The following is a 17,451-nucleotide window of genomic DNA, read 5'->3' on the forward strand; positions in this document are numbered from 1 at the left end:
GGTCCGGCGCGCGCTCCCTTGTTGCACGACCCAAAGGCTGATAATCCACAGGCTCCGCAAACCAGCGCCCGGGCGCCCGCGCCCAGTCCCAAACCAAAAGAGGAAGCGACCTTGCCGCAATCGATCCAGCCCACATCACGCTCAACAGTTTCATCGACTTCTGCAAGCCAGCCGGAGGGAACGGGTCGTTTGATCGTCGGACCGGCGATTCGAGTTAAGGGTGAAATTGGGGCTTGTGATACATTGGTTGTGCAGGGAGAAGTCGAAGCATCAATGACGGGCCGCGTGATGGAAGTCGCACAAGGTGGACTGTTCAAAGGGCAGGTTGAACTCGACGAAGCGAGCGTTGCTGGCCGGGTCAATGGCAAACTCACGGTCAAAGGATTGTTGAAAGTGACGGCCGGCGGGGAAGTGCGCGGCGAGATTCGCTATGGTGAGTTGCAAATTGAAAAAGGCGGCGTGATTGCGGGCGACATCGGTCTGTTAGATACGCCGTCAAAGGATTCAAAGCCCGAGGCTGAGGCGCCCAAAATGGAAGCTAAAACGGCGGCCGACTGACATTCAAATCGGCACTGACAATACCTCCAGCATCCGCAAGCGGCCCCGATTCGGGGCCGCTTTTAGATTCCATCCGGAATTACAGTAGCGCTGTAGCGTGGTGGCGCAGATGGTCTTCGATGAATGTAGCGATGAAATAGTAGCTGTGGTCGTAGCCCGCTTGCATCCGTAGCTCGAGTTCCTGGCCTGCGGTTTGGCAAGCACTGGCAAAGAGTTCCGGTCGCAATTGCTCCGCCAGGAATTGGTCGGCATCGCCTTGGTCGATCAGGATACCGCCACTTCTATGCCCGCTAAGGACAAGCGCAGTAGCATCGTAGTCGGCCCAGCTTTGCCGGTCTTCGCCGAGGTAGCCCGTGAAGGCTTTTTGCCCCCATGGCACCTGACTGGGAGCGACGATCGGAGAAAACGCAGAAATCGATAGGTAAGTTTCCGGGTTTCTCAATCCAATCGTAAGCGCGCCGTGACCACCCATGGAATGTCCCATGATTCCCTGGCGGGAGAGGTCGATGGATTCAAAGTTCTTCGCGAGGACCTGCGGGAGCTCTACCGATATGTAGCTGTACATCCGATATGCACCCGACCAGGGTGCCTGGGTGGCATCAAGATAAAATCCCGCACCTGAGCCAAAATCGTAGCTTTCGTCTTCACCGGGGATGCCTTGATTGCGCGGAGACGTATCCGGCGCCAGGATATTCAAGCCCAATTCGGCCGCTACTCGTTGCGCGCCGGCTTTCACGGTAAAGTTTTCCTCCGTACACGTCAGACCCGACAGGAACGTGACCAACGGACGCCTTTCACCTCTGACGGCCTGGGGCGGTTGGAAAAGCGAGAAGCGCATCGCGCCGTTACAGCGCTCGGAGTGATGTTCGAAGATGCTTTGCGCGCCTCCAAAGCATTTCGCTTCCGATATTTGTTTCAATACCATAACGGATTTAATTCCAGTAATACATTAATAAAGAACAACGCTCCGAATTGATTTTCCGGCGTGCATCAAATCGAAGCCCTTGTTGATATCCTCCAGCGGCATGATGTGGGTGATCATCTCATCGATGGCGATCTTGCCGTCCATGTACCAATCCACGATCTTCGGCACGTCCGTACGGCCGCGCGCGCCGCCGAATGCCGTACCGCGCCAGGACCGACCAGTAACCAGCTGGAAGGGGCGTGTCGAAATTTCCTGACCAGCGCCGGCGACACCGATGATGACGGAAACGCCCCAGCCTTTATGGCAGCATTCCAGAGCCTGACGCATCGTGTTCACGTTTCCGATGCACTCGAAGGAGTAGTCCGCCCCACCACCGGTCAGCGACACGAGGTAGGGGACAAGGTCACCCTCGACCTCCTTGGGATTGACGAAATGAGTCATGCCGAACTTTTCACCCAGCGCTTTGCGCTCGTTGTTTAGATCGACGCCGATGATCTTGTTTGCACCCACCATGCGTGCACCCTGAAGAACGTTCAGTCCGATACCGCCAAGGCCGAAGACAACGACGTTTGATCCGGGTTCAACTTTCGCGGTGTTGACAACTGCGCCGACACCAGTGGTGACGCCGCAACCGATGTAGCAAACCTTATCGAAAGGAGCATCGGGTCGAATTTTGGCCAGCGCGATTTCCGGCAAGACCGTGTAGTTGGCGAAGGTAGAGGTTCCCATGTAGTGGAGGATCGGCTTACCGTCGATCGAGAAGCGACTGCTGCCGTCGGGCATCAGACCCTTGCCCTGTGTTTCGCGGATGGCCTGGCAGAGGTTCGTTTTCGGATTGAGGCAGTACTCGCATTGCCTACATTCCGGGGTATAGAGAGGAATGACGTGATCGCCTGGCTTAAGCGAGGAGACGCCTGCACCCACCTCAACCACGACGCCTGCACCTTCATGTCCGAGGATCGCTGGAAACAGCCCTTCCGGATCGGCGCCGGACAGGGTGAAAGCGTCAGTATGGCAGATGCCGGTTGCCTTGATTTCCACCAGGACTTCACCAGCCCGTGGGCCTTCCAGTTGCACGGTCATGACTTCCAGCGGTTTGCCAGCCTCCAGGGCAACAGCGGCGCGTACATCCATCTTCAACTTCCTTCCTAAAGCACTTTTGGGGACGGTACCTGACCGACCGGATTATGTTTGGCGACAGACTTGCAGAAGGTGGTGGCGTATGACAAGGCTTGCGGCGACAATAATTGTCCTCTTGTCACGTGGGGCTGTTGTTTCCGGCTCTTGGCGATGGCGGCTTTGTCCGGGATTACAGCTCTTGCTAATCGAATACGCCCGGTTTGGTGACAAGCGGCATGAACTTGCATTCTGTGTAATAGATTTTTTTTTCTGGCCCTCCAAAAGGAGTCATATCTTGTGGATAAACGGAATCATCGAGTTTCTTTTTCAAAAGAAAGAAAATAACATTCGAAGTTATTTCATCATTCCGGTTAAGAAAATATGTAATGGGTTCTATATAGAAATCTTCCAAATGAAATTTTATTAGAGGTGGGTCATTTAGTTGAATATATAGCGAGAAGGGAACAAAGAATCTGTTCCCTAATCTTATATAGTAATAGTCCTGATCCACTAGGTACTCGCCTAGCGCGGATAGAAAATCCTCGCTTAACTCCCAATCGACAGGGCGTTGGTAGCTGTAATCTCCAGTTTCGCGGTTATAGCGTATATCGTCGCAATAGGGCGTAAAGGGGACAATAGGTAGTAAGAGGAGGGCGGTCAGCAGCAGGACCGGGATCAGCAGCGCCAAGGCCACCCGCCTGACCCAGACCGCTGACGCGGAGCGGCGCTTCTTCTTTGCCGCGCCGCTTTGACCGAACTCCTCCGCCATCCACCCTTACCCCCTTCATCCTCAAGCTTCGCTGAGGGGTATTCTCCTATGGCGACGGTCGCAGCGCCGACCACTCAGGGTTCGTTACCTGCCGCAACCCTTGCTTGCCATTCTTGTCGGTTATTATCTCAAACTCAAGGGTCATATCCTGCTCAGCGCGAGAGCGTACTTCAAAATCCGCACCCAAGCCCAGTTCACGTAGGGTCACGCGGTAAAGATCGGTCATCAGATCATCGCTGTTCGAGCTGAAGTTGTAATCCAAGCGATGCTTGATTTTTCCTGTAGCGAAAACTTTGTTACCCCGTCTTTCAAAAGATATTTTGCTGTCGCTTTGTAGAGCCTGGTGCTGAGACGCGGGCGTGTTGGCAAGTGCAGTACGCTGGCCGCCCCGTCCTTGGAGGTCTGCGGTAGTTGTCCCTCCATCCTCCAGCCGCAACATTGTTTGCTGCAGGGGCGATGGCTCGGGCAAGGTTTCCAGCGTTGTGGGGTCGATGCCAATAATTTGCGCTTCAATCGCTCTTTGATGGTCAAAGAGAAAACCTTGTGTTTCAGGGTTTTGTTCCAGAGATTGCGAGAAGTCTATCTCCATCACGCCGTCGGCGTCGGGATCCAGGAAGCGTTCTAGGAGCTTCGCGGCCTCCTTATCGCCAAGTTCCCGGCGCAGTACAACGGCAAGATCGCCAGCGCTTTTGAGCAGTTCTTCTGTCGTGCCAACGGCATCGGGAACCCGACCGCGTGAAGCAATGAAAACAGAAGTGTCGACCAGGACTTCGGCAATCAAACCCGCAATCTTTTCTTGGCGTTCGCGTTTCTGCCTGCGTTCTTGCGGGGGCGCTTCGCTGATTGCCTCTTCGATGTCCTGCTGCAATTGTTGGACGAATTTACCACTATTGCCCAAAAATCGTTTGTTCAGAGCAGATGGCTGTGCGGTGTTTGGTGGTTTTGGCCGTTTGCTTTGCTGATCGGTTGATAAGAGTGCAGTTGCAATCGGCGGCGGCGTCTTGGGAGCGGTGGTTGCTGGTGTTTCGCTTTTCCCCTGCCCACCGCTTTCTCGATTCGAGGGGCCTTTGTCCGTAGTTTGACGGGTGACGTTTTGGCCGTCGTTTTGATTGGAGGGCGCTGTTTCCCTTGCCTTTTGATCGCCCAGGGTGACGACGCTGCTCTGGGGCAAGCGGGCTAAAGGTGTCTGCAGGCTCTGCGATTCCGGGAAGGGATTCCGGAACCCATCGTCCGGGCGCGGCGTTCCTCCGCTTTGCGGCTGGTCTACTTGCGCCTCTGGCTTTGCTTGTGCGGACGCTGGACTGTCAGGTCCGTCCTGTGCCTTGCGGTTGCTGATTGGCTGAGGCTCTCTATCGTTGGGGTCATGCGGATTTCGTCCAGTATCCTCTGCCCCCGGTTTTCTCGGGGAGGCCTGGCTGGCGACATCATCCCGCTCACTGCCGGAGCCCGGCTGGCCGCCAGAGCCCGGCTGGCTTTTCTGCGCATTCCTCTCTGGGTTAATTTGGATGGAAGTCTCCTTACCGGAGGCGCTTTCCTTTGTGCCGCCGTTGTTAAAAGCGCTTTGGGCTGCGGGTTTTGCAGCCGCTGTGTTGCCAGGGCCGCCGCGCGGCGGCGCATCGTCAGACGCCGTCTCGTTCGTGCTGGTGGTGCCCGCAGGTTTTGCCGAGCTTGCAGCCGGTCCGGACCCTGGCTTGGCGCCGTTTGGCAGCGCGCCATTGCCAGAGGTGGTTGTGTTGGATGCCGCCGTGCCGGGAGCGCGCAGAGGCTGCCCGTCCCGCAAATTGACCGGCGCAGAAACGCGTGGGCCCTCGGGATCGTCCTTGACCTTGGCCGGATCGAAAACCAAGCCTTTGTCTGTAATCTCAAAGCCGTCCTCGGCCATCTCTTCACGGAAGCGCAGGCCAACCTCATCCGGGATCGGGCTTTTGGCCTTTTGCGTCATGGTGCGGGTGAACTCGAACGCCATGCCGCCCGGGCTGACGGGATCGAAGGGGTTTTTAGAATTGCGGTCGACCATGGCCATGACCGTCGGGCTGAGAACGGGCCGTCCGTCGGGTCGGCGTTTGGCCATTTCCTCGGCTAGCTCCTCGGTATTTTTTGCAAATTTCATCGCTGAACCTTTAAGAAAAATAGGGGATAAGCAAAAAATATAGGCGAAAAAGAATGATTATCAAATATAATGGTAATAAAACTAGAAAAATTGTCAAAATTTTTCGCTATTCCGGCTTGCAGGGTGCATTCGCGCAGGCTTAGGCTCGTCGCGCTTGGCCGAAGGAGGAACGAGTACTATGGACAGTATCCAACAAGCGCGGGTTGACCTGGCAGCCGCCCACAGGCTTGCCGCACGCTATGGCTATCACGAAGGTGTCTGCAATCATTTCAGCTATGCCATTCCGGATATGGATGATCGGTTTCTCTTGTCGCCTTATGGTGTTCATTGGTCACAAGTGCGTGCGAGCGATCTCCTCCTGGTCAATGCCAAAGGCGAGGTCATCGAAGGGAATGGTTATGCCGAGACGTCGGCCTTTTGCATCCATGCAGCCGTTCATCTGGCGCACCCGAGGGCTGCCTGTGTGCTGCACACTCATATGCCTTATGCAACAGCCCTGACATCACTTGAAAATTCCGAGATTCTGCCGATCAGCCAGAATTCCCTGAGGTTCTATCAGGATGTGGCCTACGACAACGACTACGGCGGATTGGTCCATGATATGGAGGAGGGCGCGCGGCTTGCCTCCAATCTAGGCAACAAGCGGGTCCTGATGTTGGGCAATCACGGGGTAATGGTTGTTGGGCCGACCATCCATCAGGCCTTTGATGATCTTTACTATCTGGAGCGCACCGCGGAGCTACAGGTGTTGGCTTATTCGACCGGCAAACCGCTGCGGTTAATGGGGGAGAACCTCGCGCGCCATACGAAGACACAGTTCGATGAAGAGCGTGACCGCTACAGCCGGATTCACTTTGATGGCTTGCTGCGGATTCTCGATCAGGAGAGCCCTGAGTTCAGAAACTAGGTCCCGCAGTTCGAGAATGCAAAAAAGGGAGCCATGGAGCTCCCTTTTTCATGTGCGAAGGATCGGCGAAGAAAGTTATTCGGCGGCGATGGCCTGTGCCGCCCGGCGCTGCAATTCTTCGCCCAGGAATTCGGCAAGTTTCTGCGGGCCGGTCTTGGCAAGCTTCGCCGAGCGCTCGGCTCCATTATTGTAGTTTGTGTTCGTATTGATGTCGTAGGTATAGATGTTGCCTTCGATATCGCGGATGAACTCGATACCGGCAACTTCAACGCCGTTGTCCGCGAGGACCTTTTCCAACGTCGAGATAAGCGCTGGATCAATATCATCAGTAATCTGGAATTTCGGCGCTTCTTCCTGATCTGGGGTCGCCGGGCAGAAGGCGTCGCCGACCGCGCAGGCGTCCGCAGGGCAAAGCTCAAATCCCTGGCTGGTATCGACCCGTACGGCATAGTGGAAACGTCCGCCGATGAACTCCGCACGCGTGATGTAGGGCTCCGCAGGCCGGATGTACTGCTGGATCAACCAAGTGCCATCGACAGGCGCCTCATACTCCGGACTTTCAAGATAAGCGGCCAAGCTTTCCAAATCTTGGAATAACTGAACGCCCAGGCCTTTCCCGCCACGGTTGGGCTTCAGGATAAGCGGTAGCTCCGCAAAGGCCCGAGCTGCTGGTAGCACCGCGTCCTTGCCGACGGCAATGCGCGTGCGTGGCGTGCGGACGCCCGCCGCTTGGAGCGCGGCATACTGTGCAACCTTGCTGACCTCCAGGTACAAAGCACGGCTGCCGTTGACAACCCTGCGCCCGTTCAATTCTAGCCAGTTCAGGACATGTTGGGTGTAGGAGGGTGCGTGGGTGTGCCCGCGCGTATGAGCTGAGGCGCTCATACGGCTATAGAAGATGCCTTCCGGCGGTTGGGAATCGAATGATAGAACGCCTTCATCAAGATGCCATTCCTCGAAATCCAGGCCCGCAGATTCCAGAGCCGACCGGAAAGGCGGCAACCACTCATCATTCTCGTGCAGAATATAGATCTTCGACATTTTTGCCGCTCCATATTTTACGCATAAAATGCGTGAAATAGTGAATATCACACTCAATAATGAGATTAAGTGGAGGCATTAAGACTCTTCAAGTGGGAAATACAAAAATTCACGAATCTGTGCGCAGAGCGGCGAGGGCTTCGGGTGTGTCGATATCTTCCAAAATGCTGCGATCATCGATTGCGATCTCGGCTACCAACTCCGGATAATCGCTAAGCAGATGTCGTGCGCCGACGTCACCATGGAGCGTTTGCAGTTCGGCAAAGAACTGGCGGGATATCAGAACTGGATTGCCGCGTTTACCCTGCCACGTCGGCAGGCAGATCGAGCGCCCTTCCACCGGATTGAAACCAGCGATGATGCTATTTATGACGGCGGTCGAAATGCGTGGCATATCACCGAGCATGATTATAACACCATCTGGCTGACCGGGGAGGCTCGCCAATCCCCGTTTTAGGGATGAAGCGAGCCCGCTGGCGTAATCCGGATTATGGGCGAAAACGAGCTCCATATCCGCGAGTGCGCTTGTAACTTCTTGTGCTTGATGACCGGTAACGACGACAAGGTCGCTTATCTGCGCGGCCTTTAGGGCTTCGACTGCATGGCGAACCAAAGGCTTGCCGTTGACGTCCGCCAGGAGCTTGTTGGCATGCCCCATGCGCCGTGACTGTCCTGCGGCCAGCAGCAACGCCGCAATTTTGGGTGCCCGCGGTGCCAGCGCACGGCCCTCATGTTCGGGATCAGGCGTTCCTTCAACGGCAAAAGAACGCGGCAGGGGTCGTTGGGCTATCTCCATCAATAGGCCGCCGGCACCCATTTGCATGATATCTCGAGATCCAACGGGTAGATCACAGAGCAGGCGTTCCAGAACCCAATCGAAACCGTTGACCTTGGGCGATCGGGCGCAACCGGGCAACCCCAGCACCGGCAGGCCATCCCACTCCGCAAGCAGCAGAAGATTGCCTGGGTCTACCGGCATGCCGAAGTGAAGAACCGTTCCGCCGGCTTGCGCGATGCCTTGGGGAACAACGTCGCGCCGGTCGACGATGGCCGACGCTCCCGATACGAGAAGCAGTTCGCACCCCTCCGCTTGGAGTTCCTCCAAGGCGCTGGAAATTGCAGAAGGATCGTGGGCGCAGCGGCGTTCTTTAGCTGGGGGGCAGTCGAGGTGAGCTAGGCGCTGATTCAGGGCGGCAACAGTCTTGTCTAGTAAACTGACCTTCATACCTGACAGTTCGGTTTGTACCAGTCCTATTTGCCGCGCTCGAAGCGGGGCGACGCTGATCAGCGGTTCATTGCCGAGCGTTTGCATCGCTTGGTCAATAATCTTCCCGTTTGCGGCGAAGGGAATCATCTTAACCGTGGCCACCATCTGGCGCGGTTCGACGAGGCCATAGGGTGGCACCGTTGCAATGGTGATGCACTCATCGGTCAAGTTGAAGGCATCAAGCCGACCTCTGTCGATCACTGCCAGTCCGCGCGCCTGGGCAATAAGATTGCAGCGCCCGGTAAAAGCTGCGGTCTGATTCAGGTTAGCACCACGAATAGCCGCGGCTACCATCGCCGCGGCTTCGTCTTCGTGCAGGTCTCCACGCGCCATGCGAGCGACGGTGACCTCTTCAATGCCTGCGGCGAGCAAGGCTGTAACGTCTCCCTCACTCAGCTTACGACCCTTCTTGAAGTTTGATTTATCAAAGCGGATCGAATGGGCGAGCAATGAACCGGCAGCATCGCGGCTATTGACCTTGCAAAAGTCCATCAGGCCGTGTCTCCCGGGGTCAGAGGCGGGGCAGCGCGCAAGACCTGGGTTATCTGCGCCATCACTGAAACGGCTATTTCAGCCGGCGATTTTGCACCGATTGATAGGCCTACAGGCCCTTGGATACGTGCGAGCGCTTCTTCGCTCGCGCCCTCCGCACGTAGGCGGGTCAGGCGCTTGGCATGGGTTCGTGTCGACCCCAGGGCGCCGATATAAAAGACGGGCGATTTGATGGCGGCGAGCAAGGCAGGGTCGTCGAGTTTAGGGTCGTGTGTCAGGGTGACAACGGCCGTGCGGCGGTCCAATGCCAGATCTGACATGGCCTCATCGGGCCAGGAGTCTACGCACCTGATTCCCGGGAACCGTTCTTCGGTTGCCCAAGCTTTGCGTGGGTCAATCAGAACGACATCGTACCCGGTCATCTGCGCCAGGGGCGCCAGGGCTTGCGCGATATGAACCGCACCGACCAGAACCAGGCGCAATGGGGGATTGAAGACTTGCAGGAACCAGCGGTCCTCGTACAGCCCGCTGCGGTCATCGCGTAAAGCCTTCCGAATTGCCGCGAACAGTTCGGCATCAGGCTTGAAGTCGCCATCGGCCTTGCCGTCGATTACCAGACACTGCTGGCCGGATTCGATGTTGGTAACCAAGACCGTTTCCAGCTTGCCTCGTCTAGCCTCCAGGAGCTTGTCGAGCAGGAGGCGCTTCATACCAAGGACTCCACGAATACCTTTACCGTGCCACCACAAGCCAAGCCAACCGACCAGGCGTCCTCATCGGTAACACCAAAGGTCAGGAGCTTTGGCGGTGCGCCTTCCATGATCTGACGCGCTTCGTGCACGACTGCGCCTTCGATGCAGCCGCCGGATACCGAGCCGACCATGCGGCCGGTTTCATCTACGGCCAACTGGCTGCCAACCGGGCGCGGTGAGGAACCCCAAGTTGCCACGACGGTCGCCAGGGCCACCTTGTGTCCCTGGTCTTGCCAGTTCGTGGCCGTTGCGAGAACATCTGCTTCGATCATGCTGACTTTCCTATCCATTGGCTTGCGGCCTCCTCTCGTGCCGGCGGGTCGGCGCTAAGTGCGGCGGCCAAATCGGCCAAACTGTTTATGCTATGGGCGCTGCGGAGTTCATCAACGTGACCGATCATCGCGCTGGCACCCTGTGATTTCGGTGCATAGGCGTCATACCGCAAGAGGGGGTTGAGCCAGATCAGGCGCCTGCAGGACTTGTGCAAGCGCTCCATCTCCTCGCCAACGCCGCGGGCGCCTTCACGGTCCAATCCGTCTGTGATTAACAAGACGACGGCCCCTTGTCCAAGTACCCGCCTGGACCACTGTCTGTTGAAATCCTTCAGGCACCCACCGATTCGCGTGCCGCCCGACCAATCCTCAACCTCGGCTCCCACCTTTTCCAGTGCTACGTCAATGTCCTTGTAGCGGAGCTGGCGCGTGATGTTGGTAAGCCGCGTTCCAAACACGAAGGAATGGACACGGTCCCGGTCGTTGCTCAAGTGGTGCATGAAATGGAGAACCATTCTTGAATAGCGTGCCATGGAGCCGGAAATGTCGCAAAGGACGGTCAAGGGGGGGCGGCGTGTGCGAGGCTCTTTCCAGTTGAGAGGAATGTGATCGCCCCCACCACGCAAACTGGCCCGCAGCGAGGCCCGAAGGTCTATTCGACGTCCATGCGGCGCTGCACGGAACCGTCTCGTCTTTACTTCTTGCAAGGGTAATTTCAAAGCTCTTATGGCGCGTTTTGCCGCTTCCAATTCATCGAGCGACATCTTCTCAAAATCCATTTCCTGGAGTCGTTCACGAGCGGAATAGGTGAAACTGGCATCGACTTCTATTTCTTCTTCCGCATTTTCCTGCGGCTCTTTCGGCGTCTGACGGGGCGGCGAGAAAGCATCAGCAACGCGCCTGCTGATTTCCTGCTCGGCAGCGTCGCGCAGACCGTCCGCCGTCACATCCGGCAACAACAACCCCTTCAACTTGTCCAGTATCTTTGGGTTGCGCCAGAAAAGATGGAAGGTCTGGTCGAAAACTTCCTGCTGATCGCGCCGATTTACGAAGGTGCTATGGAGTGTCCAATAGAAATCACGGCGCTCGCCGATGCCGACGGCGGTTATGGCCTCCAGGGCTTCGTGAACCTTTCCAGGGCCGACCGGTAGCCCTGCAGCCCTAAGCGTTCTGGCAAAGTAGAGGACGTTTTCCGCCAGGCGGCCTTCTTCGGCTGTGATCTGTCCATTTTGGGTGGTCATTTTTAAACGCCGGGAAGCCCGACCATATCCTGCTTTACCTCATCCAGAAGACGTGCGGCCTCGCTTCCTTGAATCTTCTGGATATCGTCCTGGTACTTCAAAAGAACGCCAAGCGTGCTATCGATCGTTTCCGGGTCCAGAGCGACTTTATCGAGTTGGGTTAAAGCATCGGCCCAATCAATGGTTTCGGCCACTCCTGGGAGTTTGAAAAGGTCATTTCCATGCCGCAAGCGCTGGATGAAGGCTACGATCTGGCGAGACAGGGCGTCCGCCGCCCCGGGCGCCTTGATCTTGAGGATTTCAAGCTCCCGCGCCGCGTTGGGATAATCGACCCAATGATAGAGGCAACGGCGCTTCAGGGCATCGTGAATCTCCCGGGTGCGATTAGAGGTGATGATGGTGATTGGCGCTTCCGCCGCCTTTATAGTGCCGAGTTCAGGAATGCTGACCTGAAAATCGGACAGGAGTTCCAGCAGGAAAGCCTCGAACGGCTCATCCGTGCGGTCCAATTCGTCGATCAACAGAACCGGCGCGCCGCCGATGCCGGGCCGCAGAGCTTGGAGCAGGGGGCGCTCGATGAGAAAGCGCTTGGAGAAGATGTCGCTCTCCAAACGTTCGCGATCCCGATCGCCCGCCGCTTCGGCCAGCCGAATCTCCATCATCTGGCGCGCATAGTTCCACTCATAAACCGCAGAGTTTACATCCAACCCCTCATAGCACTGCAGGCGGATTAGTGGCCGCCCCAAGGCGGTTGCCAGGACCTTGGCAATCTCGGTCTTGCCGACCCCGGCTTCGCCCTCCAGGAAAAGTGGGCGGCCGAGCTTTATTGCCAGAAATAGAACGGTGGCTAGACTGCGCTCGCCGATGTATTGCCCGCGTTTTAGCAGTTCCAATGTCTCATCGACATTCGCGGGTAAGGCGCAGTGCGCCGCAGAATCATCCGCCATACTTTCCTCTCGAAGGACCAATGTTGCCTATGAGAAGGAGACTATAGGGGCAAGGGTACGCCTGACAACGCGCCGGACCACCGCAGTGTTCGAATTATTTTTGGACCCAGCTTCCATCGGCGCGCTGGAACCACGTGCCGGCGGGCGCTTTTTGAAGGATTTGCGCGGCATAGACCTTGCCGACTTCCTCGGCGGTGACGCCCTGTTGTGCGGCTCGACTAGCGTAAATTTCCTTGCGCTGAGCGTTGACTTGAGCAGCGACGCTCTTGGCTGAGGCGTTGCCTGAATCGCGCACTACGAGCAATCCGTCAAAGCGTTCGCCGACAGCGCCTGATTTACGCAAATCGTCAAGTTGGTCGGCCTTAGCCTTTTTGAAGGTGTAGGTCAGACCCAAAGTGCTGGCCGCGATAGCCAAGCCGCCGAACAGCAAGAACTTGCGTCGTGAGGTGAATGTGCCGTTTCGCATGGTTTCCTCGCCGCCTTAAAAGATTCCCGGATTGCTCTGAATATCTTCGCGCGCCTGCTCTTCAAGCTTCACGCGGACTTCAGCATCCAGTTTGACATTCAAATTGATGGTGATGGGTTCCTTTGGAGCCTCGACCTTGACGGTCGGCGTGCAGGCCGAAAGGAATAGTAAAGCTGCCAGCACCGACCCGGCTGCCAGGAGCCCGTTCATCGCCGGTATGTTGCTCTCTTGCGCCACTATCGCGTCGCTGGGCTTCGCAGCAAATTTTTGCATCCGCACCGTCATCCATCCCCTGGCGTCTTAGGCCAGTTTTCCTGTGCCCGCTTCATCCACATATGCTGTCATTCTATTGTTACGGTGGCGAGAGGGAATATCTCCCCGAACGTTTCAATAAAAGTTCACCAATCGACGTGCCCTGCCGCAAAGCAGCCAGCAAAGACGTTGGATCCGTCGTAAGGTTAAAATTAAGCCTGAAGGGATAACCATCTAGAACATTTGGATTTCTTCCCTCTAGCCCTATAGAGAAAACCAACTCTTTATCGTTTGGCTTATCAAGATGGAGTTGGAGATCGTTGTATTGAAAGTCTTCCAGTGCATCGAGCATCAAAGAGACGCTTTCGCCCCCGCCCGACAAGGCTTGTCGAGTCGCTTCGTTGTTGTAGCGGATCGTGCCAACTTGCGTGTCGTCCAGGTTGGCGTTTGCAATGGTCACGGTGCCGCTGGTAAAGGCCAGTGGAACCTGGCCCGCGAGGATACCGGTAACTTGCAGCCCTTCGACATCAATGAGTTCGGCAAGTGCGCTCAGGTCCAGGCGGGTGAAACTCAAGGAAGCGCGGCCGTCTCCGCTTGCAAGGGAGTAGGCGCCATCCGTCAAAAGCAGGGGGCCGAGAAGACTTTGTGCTCTGGCTTCCTTGATTAGCAGCGTCGGCTCGCTGGTTTCTGCCGCCGGTTCTATGGAGAAAATCAAACGCACGTCGGTGAGGGGCAAGCCGGGATCGAAGCGCGACAGTGTGACCTCCTGATCGCCTTCAGTTGCGATTTTGATCATATCTCGAAACGACAGGGTACCGTTTAGTCCCTTCAGCGGCATATCGGCGTAACGTAGCGCCAGATCGGTGAGGGTTGCCGTCCCTTTGCCTTTCAGGTTCCTGCCATCCCAACCAAGTGATCCTGTCAAAGCCACAGTTCCCTCAACCTCTCGGAGGGAGGCGAGAAGGGGGCTGATTGCGAGAGGTTGTAAACCGCCCTTTTCGAAAACCACGGTTGTGTTGGGCAAACTGAGAGAAAGGTGAGAATAATCGCCAGCAAAAGATCCCAAAAACCCCAATTTTACCAGACGGTCCGCGAAATACACTTCGCCGGAAACGTCCGTTTTATCACTGCGCCGCGGCTTAAACGAGACATTCAGCCTTGCGGGCCCAGCCAGGATCGGATGCGTAACGGCGTCGGCGGTCAACCGCGCATCGCCCTTGCCAACGGCGAGACGCGGTAGAGCTTCCAGATCAAGTGCACCGGCAAATTGTAGGCCGTTAATTTTCAGTTCCTGGTCAGGGACCTGAAGCCCCCCGATTTTGAGATCGGAAAGCAATGCACCTTCGGACATGGATAGCTTCATCGATAGATTGCTTGCCTGCGTCGCGGGAACGCTTCCGGAGAGGCGCACTGCGGGTGCTTGTACGTCCAGGGTGAGGTCCTTGATGCTTCCTTCTTTAACCGATAGTTTCAAATCGTTGATGTTTAACGGCTTTTCTAAGATAATTCGTTTACCGGCAAGGGTGATGGGCGCACTGCTCGTCAGACTTCCAGGCTCTCTGCTCCGAAGAAAGATCGTTTCATTCTGAAACTCGGCATGGAGTGGCAAAGCACCGCGCAAATCTTCGCCAATGAGGCCGATCGATCCGTTGAGTGCTGTTTCGCCTAACGCATGACTGGCGGCACCATTGTATGTAATCGTGTGCAGTGGGATTGGCAGGCCTTTCAAACCAGACAGGCCAACCTCCAAGGCGCTACTTTCCAGACTGAGAGGGCGCCAGCCCGGACCCAGGTTTCCCTGAACGCGGCCACGGATCGAGACCTGTCGGCCCGCTGCGTCACTTAGGGCCAAATCGCTTATGACCTCGAACGGGTTTTCGCCTGTGAGGTTTGGCGCAATCTTGAGGCTCATTGGGCCCGAGAGGGTTAAGGGCTCCAAAGGCACTGCGAGGTTGTTCTGTTCGAATGGTATAGTTATTGCGCTTTTTATATAGTCGGTTATGGATGTTATTGAAAGTAATGTATCAGGTGAAAAATCTAAGAAAAGGAGCGTCCGGTCGGCGGACAATATTACGTCGGTATAGCCGGAAACTCGGGCGAGTTCCGTTATGGCAAGATTTTTAAATGTTCCGGTGAAACGAAGATGAGGCTCCAGGTTTCTATAGGCCGAGAGGAGATCGCTGTCGGGCTGGGCCGCAGGCGGACCGGCCGGTAGCAACCCATCGGCAGTAAATGTGCCCTTCAGTTCCATTTCCCGGCCGAGATAGGAAGCAAGGAACGATTGGATCGCGCTGCCCTCCGTGCTTTCCAGTGAACCGGCGAGACTGAAACGTGGAACGTCGGACAACGCCTTGATTGTGCCGGCCAGTGTCAGGCGAGACAGTCCGTTTGCTTCGTTGGTGTCGGTGTTGAAGCTGATTTGCTCTCGATCGACCGCGACCGTGAGATTGTTCTGCCAGTCGCCTGGAATGCTGGGGAAGTCCCGCATTTCGCTGCTGGATTCCAAATCCAACGTAAGGCCACTTTCGACCATCAATGTTTGCCAAGTGCCACGGCTCTGCGGGATTGGCAGACCCCATGGAACGCGTTGGAGATGAGCTGTTCCCTTTAGTGACAGACGCCTCAGTTGGAAAGGAAGCAAGCTGGATACGAAAGTGGTTACTGCTTCATCCTCGTCGAAGTTGAGGTCGCTTTCCAGGATGATAGGTTGCTCCGCATCGAACTCAGGGGCGCGTAATCTGATGGTCCCGGCGGCTTCTGGAGGACCGAGCGTTAGCGACGCGTTGAATCCTAGGTCCGGACTTATTTCGGCAGCGAGTTCAACCGGTCCAAGCGCCTTTTCCTGCCAGGATAGATCCGCGCCTTTGGCATGCAGGTACGCCGCCGTGACGCGGCCACCATCCAACGTGATTTGGCTTTCGATCTCCAGCATGCCGAGATTGCTAACAGCGTTGCCTGAAAGCGAGAATGCCTGACCATCGCCGCTTCCAGATACGGTTACAGTTACAGGACCTATTGTTGTTTCGAGCGTGATACTGCCGTTGCTTATCTGGATTGGAGGAAGAAGAGGAAGGTCAGGTAGCGTTGGAATGGCCGGGAAGTGCGATAATTCCGCCGTGGTGCCGCTGTCGTCCTTGGCATAGCGGTAGTGCACGCCCTCGAGCGCGAGGTTCTCCAGGCGGCTATCGAGCAAGCTGGCGAGGCTGAATTTCGCTTCCAAGCGTGCAAAGGACAGACCAGGAGCCGTGAGGTTGCTGATAACAAGGCGATCGAAGGCAAGTTCGCTGACCTTGAAATGATCGGCCTTTAGCCAGACTGACATAACTTCGGCGAGAAGGCGTTCTGCCAGTGTCAAACGCGCCAACCACAGTCCGCTCAGGACCAGAGCCAGAACAGCGAAAGAACCGGTGATGATTTTCCAGCGACGCTTCATGGTAGGAAAAGCCTAACCTTCAGCGTATGGGGCCGCAAAGAAAGAACCGGGGCCACGCAGACCCCGGCTCTTCTTTACGGTGGGGCTTTGTTCAACCGGCAGCGGCGGCGACAGCCCGTGCTGCGATAACGCTTACCAAGTGAGCGCGATACTCGGCAGAGGCATGCAGGTCGCTGTTCAGATCAGCCGCCGATACGGTCAATCCCTTGAGTGCAACGGGCGTGAAGTTAGCGGTAAGTGCCGCTTCCATTTCCGTTGCGCGGAACGCACATGGGCCTGCACCGGTCACGGCGACGCGGGTTCCCACAACACCCTGGCTGACAAAAACTCCAACGATGGCATAGCGGGAGGCCGGGTTAGCGAACTTTACGTAAGCTGCTTTTTCAGGAACCGGGAACACGACGGAGCGAATAATTTCGTTTTCCTCCAGCGCCGTTTCAAACAGGCCGGTAAAGAAATCGTCGGCCGCAATTTCGCGCTTGTTGGTTCGGATCACCGCGCCGCAGCCCAGCAAACCGGCGGGATAGTCGGCAGCCGGATCGCTGTTGGCGACAGACCCGCCGATGGTGCCGCGATGGCGAACCTGAGGGTCACCGATGCCCTCCGCCAACGCCGCTAACGCGGGCAAGCGACTTTTCACAAGGTCATTGGCAGCAACCTCCGCGTGGGTGGTCATAGCGCCGATCACGATGGCGCCATCTTCCTCGCAGACGCCTTTGATCTCGGCAATTCCGCCGAGGTCTATAAGATCGCTTGGCATGGCAAGGCGCTGCTTGAGGGTCGGGATCAATGTCATCCCACCGGCCAGAATCTTGCCATCGCCTGCACCCGCCAGGGCCTTGGCGGCCTCGTCGAGGGAGGCGGGTCGCTTATAATCGAACTGATACATCCTTCTGTCCT

Annotated in this window: 16 protein-coding genes; 2 read left to right on the forward strand and 14 right to left on the reverse strand. The window is 56.5% G+C overall.

All coding sequences use genetic code 11. The features are described from left to right. Positions 1-111: 111 nt before the first annotated feature. Entirely contained in the window at positions 112-558 is a 447-nt protein-coding gene (locus tag FHR98_RS08660) for a bactofilin family protein (RefSeq protein ID WP_183416289.1), read from the forward strand. A gap of 79 nt (positions 559-637) precedes the next feature. Here FHR98_RS08660 and fghA read toward each other — a convergent pair whose 3' ends face one another. The 4 genes from fghA to FHR98_RS08680 form a co-directional block, all read right to left on the reverse strand. Continuing rightward, a complete protein-coding gene (gene fghA / locus FHR98_RS08665; RefSeq protein ID WP_281369931.1) occupies positions 638-1,483 on the reverse strand; it encodes an S-formylglutathione hydrolase in 846 nt (281 codons plus the stop codon). Positions 1,484-1,507: 24 nt separating this feature from the next. Continuing rightward, positions 1,508-2,617 carry an S-(hydroxymethyl)glutathione dehydrogenase/class III alcohol dehydrogenase gene (locus tag FHR98_RS08670; protein WP_183416290.1) on the reverse strand — a complete coding sequence of 370 codons (1,110 nt, stop codon included), beginning with the start codon at positions 2,615-2,617 and terminating at the stop codon, positions 1,508-1,510. A 187-nt stretch (positions 2,618-2,804) separates the two neighbouring features. Further along, positions 2,805-3,371 carry a hypothetical protein gene (locus tag FHR98_RS08675; RefSeq protein WP_183416291.1) on the reverse strand — a complete coding sequence of 189 codons (567 nt, stop codon included), beginning with the start codon at positions 3,369-3,371 and terminating at the stop codon, positions 2,805-2,807. 46 nt (positions 3,372-3,417) lie between these two features. After that, the gene (locus tag FHR98_RS08680) at positions 3,418-5,481 is read right to left on the reverse strand and encodes a hypothetical protein (protein WP_183416292.1); all 2,064 of its coding nucleotides are present in this window, start codon (positions 5,479-5,481) and stop codon (positions 3,418-3,420) included. 178 nt (positions 5,482-5,659) lie between these two features. On the opposite strand from FHR98_RS08680, the gene FHR98_RS08685 reads away from it, so the two are divergent. After that, positions 5,660-6,388 carry an aldolase gene (locus tag FHR98_RS08685; protein ID WP_183416293.1) on the forward strand — a complete coding sequence of 243 codons (729 nt, stop codon included), beginning with the start codon at positions 5,660-5,662 and terminating at the stop codon, positions 6,386-6,388. Between the two features lie 75 nt (positions 6,389-6,463). On the opposite strand, the gene FHR98_RS08690 is transcribed toward FHR98_RS08685, so the two are convergent. From FHR98_RS08690 to FHR98_RS08735, 10 genes are all read right to left on the reverse strand, one after another. Continuing rightward, complete coding sequence (locus FHR98_RS08690) at positions 6,464-7,429, reverse strand: ATP-grasp domain-containing protein (RefSeq protein ID WP_183416294.1); 966 nt, start codon at positions 7,427-7,429, stop codon at positions 6,464-6,466. Between the two features lie 109 nt (positions 7,430-7,538). Further along, entirely contained in the window at positions 7,539-9,188 is a 1,650-nt protein-coding gene (locus tag FHR98_RS08695; RefSeq protein ID WP_183416295.1) for an NTP transferase domain-containing protein, read from the reverse strand. Beyond that, entirely contained in the window at positions 9,188-9,898 is a 711-nt protein-coding gene (locus tag FHR98_RS08700) for an XdhC family protein (protein ID WP_183416296.1), read from the reverse strand. Before FHR98_RS08700 ends, FHR98_RS08695 begins: the two co-directional genes overlap by 1 nt. Continuing rightward, positions 9,895-10,212 carry an XdhC family protein gene (locus FHR98_RS08705; RefSeq protein ID WP_183416297.1) on the reverse strand — a complete coding sequence of 106 codons (318 nt, stop codon included), beginning with the start codon at positions 10,210-10,212 and terminating at the stop codon, positions 9,895-9,897. Before FHR98_RS08705 ends, FHR98_RS08700 begins: the two co-directional genes overlap by 4 nt. Next, positions 10,209-11,453, reverse strand: a complete 1,245-nt coding sequence (locus tag FHR98_RS08710) for a vWA domain-containing protein (protein WP_183416298.1) — start codon at positions 11,451-11,453, stop codon at positions 10,209-10,211. The genes FHR98_RS08705 and FHR98_RS08710 overlap by 4 nt, the downstream gene beginning before the upstream one ends. Before the next feature lie 2 nt (positions 11,454-11,455). Then, on the reverse strand, positions 11,456-12,400 hold the full coding sequence (locus FHR98_RS08715; protein ID WP_183416299.1) for an AAA family ATPase: 945 nt from the start codon (positions 12,398-12,400) through the stop codon (positions 11,456-11,458). A 94-nt stretch (positions 12,401-12,494) separates the two neighbouring features. Beyond that, on the reverse strand, positions 12,495-12,866 hold the full coding sequence (locus FHR98_RS08720; RefSeq protein ID WP_183416300.1) for a YdbL family probable chaperone protein: 372 nt from the start codon (positions 12,864-12,866) through the stop codon (positions 12,495-12,497). Positions 12,867-12,881: 15 nt separating this feature from the next. Continuing rightward, positions 12,882-13,139 carry a YnbE family lipoprotein gene (locus FHR98_RS08725; RefSeq protein ID WP_246377645.1) on the reverse strand — a complete coding sequence of 86 codons (258 nt, stop codon included), beginning with the start codon at positions 13,137-13,139 and terminating at the stop codon, positions 12,882-12,884. Between the two features lie 79 nt (positions 13,140-13,218). Beyond that, positions 13,219-16,551, reverse strand: a complete 3,333-nt coding sequence (locus tag FHR98_RS08730) for an intermembrane phospholipid transport protein YdbH family protein (protein WP_183416301.1) — start codon at positions 16,549-16,551, stop codon at positions 13,219-13,221. Positions 16,552-16,642: 91 nt separating this feature from the next. After that, positions 16,643-17,440, reverse strand: a complete 798-nt coding sequence (locus FHR98_RS08735; RefSeq protein ID WP_183416302.1) for an FAD binding domain-containing protein — start codon at positions 17,438-17,440, stop codon at positions 16,643-16,645. Positions 17,441-17,451 lie beyond the last annotated feature (11 nt).

The organism is Limibacillus halophilus (genome assembly GCF_014191775.1).
GTDB lineage: Bacteria > Pseudomonadota > Alphaproteobacteria > Kiloniellales > CECT-8803 > Limibacillus > Limibacillus halophilus.

Coding starts and splice junctions, on each gene's coding strand:
- FHR98_RS08680 (WP_183416292.1), bottom strand. CDS start 5,481: ATGAAATTTGCAAAAAATACCGAGGAGCTAGCCGAGGAAATGGCCAAA.
- FHR98_RS08720 (WP_183416300.1), bottom strand. CDS start 12,866: ATGCGAAACGGCACATTCACCTCACGACGCAAGTTCTTGCTGTTCGGC.
- FHR98_RS08705 (WP_183416297.1), bottom strand. CDS start 10,212: ATGATCGAAGCAGATGTTCTCGCAACGGCCACGAACTGGCAAGACCAG.
- FHR98_RS08715 (WP_183416299.1), bottom strand. CDS start 12,400: ATGGCGGATGATTCTGCGGCGCACTGCGCCTTACCCGCGAATGTCGAT.
- FHR98_RS08735 (WP_183416302.1), bottom strand. CDS start 17,440: ATGTATCAGTTCGATTATAAGCGACCCGCCTCCCTCGACGAGGCCGCC.
- FHR98_RS08690 (WP_183416294.1), bottom strand. CDS start 7,429: ATGTCGAAGATCTATATTCTGCACGAGAATGATGAGTGGTTGCCGCCT.
- FHR98_RS08670 (WP_183416290.1), bottom strand. CDS start 2,617: ATGGATGTACGCGCCGCTGTTGCCCTGGAGGCTGGCAAACCGCTGGAA.
- FHR98_RS08695 (WP_183416295.1), bottom strand. CDS start 9,188: ATGGACTTTTGCAAGGTCAATAGCCGCGATGCTGCCGGTTCATTGCTC.
- FHR98_RS08710 (WP_183416298.1), bottom strand. CDS start 11,453: ATGACCACCCAAAATGGACAGATCACAGCCGAAGAAGGCCGCCTGGCG.
- fghA (WP_281369931.1), bottom strand. CDS start 1,483: ATGGTATTGAAACAAATATCGGAAGCGAAATGCTTTGGAGGCGCGCAA.
- FHR98_RS08725 (WP_246377645.1), bottom strand. CDS start 13,139: ATGCAAAAATTTGCTGCGAAGCCCAGCGACGCGATAGTGGCGCAAGAG.
- FHR98_RS08730 (WP_183416301.1), bottom strand. CDS start 16,551: ATGAAGCGTCGCTGGAAAATCATCACCGGTTCTTTCGCTGTTCTGGCT.
- FHR98_RS08685 (WP_183416293.1), top strand. CDS start 5,660: ATGGACAGTATCCAACAAGCGCGGGTTGACCTGGCAGCCGCCCACAGG.
- FHR98_RS08700 (WP_183416296.1), bottom strand. CDS start 9,898: ATGAAGCGCCTCCTGCTCGACAAGCTCCTGGAGGCTAGACGAGGCAAG.
- FHR98_RS08675 (WP_183416291.1), bottom strand. CDS start 3,371: ATGGCGGAGGAGTTCGGTCAAAGCGGCGCGGCAAAGAAGAAGCGCCGC.